Source organism: Streptomyces sp. NPDC006450 (assembly GCF_040612195.1).
Classification (GTDB): Bacteria; Actinomycetota; Actinomycetes; order Streptomycetales; family Streptomycetaceae; genus Streptomyces.
Genome location: NZ_JBEXPT010000254.1, coordinates 1 through 2692 on the forward strand (window position 1 = coordinate 1; position 2692 = coordinate 2692).

Genomic DNA, 2692 nt, shown 5'->3' on the forward strand with positions numbered 1-2692 from the left:
GTGCCGCCGGCCCCACTACTGCGGCGCCGGCCGCCGCGCCGGCCGCCCGACGGGTGCGCTGCGGCAGCAGGGCCCGCAGCGCGGGGTGCAGCCGGTCGCCCGCCCGGCCGAGCGCGGCGAGGTCGAGCCGTACCGGCACGACGGTGGCCGCGTCCACCGAGGGCGCCCGGTCCAGGAGGGCCAGTGCCTCGGTGCTGTTCAGCGGCAGGATGCCACCGCGGTTGAGCCGTCGGCGGTCGCCTCCGGCGAGGTCGGCGGCCATCCCGTCGCCCGCTTCCCACAGACCCCAGGCGAGCGACTGCGCCGGGAGCCCCTTCGCCCTGCGCAGGGCGGCCAGGGCGTCGAGGGTGGTGTTGGCGGCGGCGTAGCCGCCCTGACCGGGGTTGCCGAGGACACCGGCGATGGAGGAGAAGAGGACGAAGGACCGCAGAGCGGTTCCGGCGGTCAGCTCGTGCAGGTGCCAGGCCGCGTCGACCTTCGGTGCGAAGACCGTCCTGAGGCTGCGCTCGGTGATCGAGGGCAGGACACCGTCGTCGAGCACGCCGGCGGCGTGGACGATCCCGGTGAGGGGGTGCTCGGCGGGTACCCCGGCCAGCAGGGCCGCAACAGCCTCCCGATCGCCTACGTCGCACGCCTCGATCCGCACCTCGGCACCCGACGCGGACAGCTCCGCGAGGAGCTCGACCGCACCCGACGCACCCGACCCGGACCGGCTGACCAACAACAGATGCCGCACACCGTGCTCGGACACCAGATGACGGGCCACCTCCGCACCCAGACCACCCGTACCACCCGTGATCAGCACCGTACCGCCACCAACACCGGCAGCGTGGCCGAGGCCGTGGCCGTGGCCGTGGCCGTGGCCGTCAGCGCCGCCTACAAGGGCGGACGACCCGGCGCCCTCGGAGGCGGAAGTCGCCGGCACCCGAGTCAGCCTCGGCACCAACACCCCGCCCCCACGCACCGCGACCTCCGGCTCACCACTGGCCACAGCGACGGCCAGCCCGGCGGAAACATCCACCCCGGCCATGTCGACCAGCTGGAACCGGCCCGGATTCTCCGCCTGAGCCGCACGCACCAGACCCCATGCGGGGGCGTGGCGTACGTCGACGTCGGTGTCCTGGGCTCCGGTGACGACCGCTCCCCTGGTCACCACGACCAGGCGCGACTGCGCGAAGCGCTCCTCCGACAGCCACTCCTGAAGCACTGCCAGGACCTGCTGCGCCGTCGTGTGGATGCCGGCCAGTTCCCCGGCTCCGGCGTCGGGATCCGCCGCGCCGAGCGGGCATTCGTACACGACCGCCTCGGCCACCACCTCGGCCTCGGCCGCGACCGGCCACTTCGTGAGGGATCCGGTGGACGTCACCGCCTCGGCGGAGGCCCCGGCGAGGGGCTGCCATTCGGTGCGGAACAGCGTGTCGCCACCGCCGTGACCGGCTGCGGCACCCTCCAGGGAGACCTCCCTGGACACGACGGCCTCGACGGCCAGCACCGGACCGTTGCCGTCGGCCAGCTGGACCGACACCGAGTCGGGCCCGGCCGGGGCTATGCGGACCCGCACGCTGGTGGCACCCTCGGCGTACAGCCGTACGCCCGTCCACGCGAACGGCATCACCGCGGCGCCGTCCTCGCGTTCGTCCGCGATCACGATGGCGTGCAAGGCGGCGTCGAGCAGGGCCGGGTGGACCCCGAACCGCTGCGCCTCCTCCACGGCCTGCTCGGTGAGCGCAATCTCCGCGAAGACCTCGTCGCCCCGGCGCCAGGCGGCGCGCAGCCCCTGGAAGACGGGGCCGTAGGCGTAGCCGAGGTCGTACAGGCCCGGATAGGCGTCGTCGGTGTCGATCTCCTCGGCACCTACCGGCGGCCATTCCTCGGCCGTGAAGGGCTTGAGGGCCTCGACCTCGCCCTCGCTCCCGCCCTCGCCCAGGACGCCCTGCGCGTTCAGCAGCCACAGGGAGTCGGCCGCACCGTCAGAGCGGGAGTAGACCCGTACGGAACGGCGCCCACCGCCCTCCTCGTCCGGAGCACCGACCGCCACCTGGACCTGCACCGAACCCTGCTCGGGCAGGACCAGCGGCGCCTGGAGGGTGAGCTCCTCCAGCACCGGGCAGCCGACGTACGAACCCGCATGGAGAGCGAGCTCCACGAAGCCGGTGCCGGGGAGCAGGGTGGTGCCGAGGATGTCGTGGTCGGCCAGCCAGGGCTGTGCCTCCACCGACAGACGGCCGGTGAACACGACGCCGTCGGAGTCGGGCAGCTCGACCGCGGCGCCGAGCAGCGGGTGATCGGCACTCTGCTGGCCGAGGGCCGCGAGGCCCACCGTGCTCTGGGCGGTGCTCGTCAGCCAGTAGCGGTCGCGCTGGAAGGCGTACGTGGGCAGGTCGATGCGGGCCGGCGTGTGCTCGGCGTAGAACGCCTCCCAGTCGATGCCCGCGCCGGAGACGTGGAGATGGGCCAGAGCGGTCAGGACCGATTCCGCCTCGTCCTTGTTTCCGTGCAGGCTCGGTACGACCACGGCGCGGGAGTCCTCGGGAAGGGACTGCTGAGTCAGTGCCGACAGCACCCCCTGCGGACCGATCTCCAGGAAGCGGGAGACGCCCAGACCGTTCAGGGCCGAGACCGCGTCCGCGAAGCGCACCGGACGCAGGACGTGCTCCACCCAGTACTCCGGGTCCTGCCAGGCGGCATCCGG

Annotated in this window: 1 protein-coding gene; it reads right to left on the reverse strand. The window is 73.4% G+C overall.

The genetic code is table 11. From position 1 onward, the window contains the following. A partial coding sequence (locus tag ABZY57_RS32585; protein WP_356518135.1) for a type I polyketide synthase occupies positions 1-2692 on the reverse strand: 2692 nt, incomplete at both ends.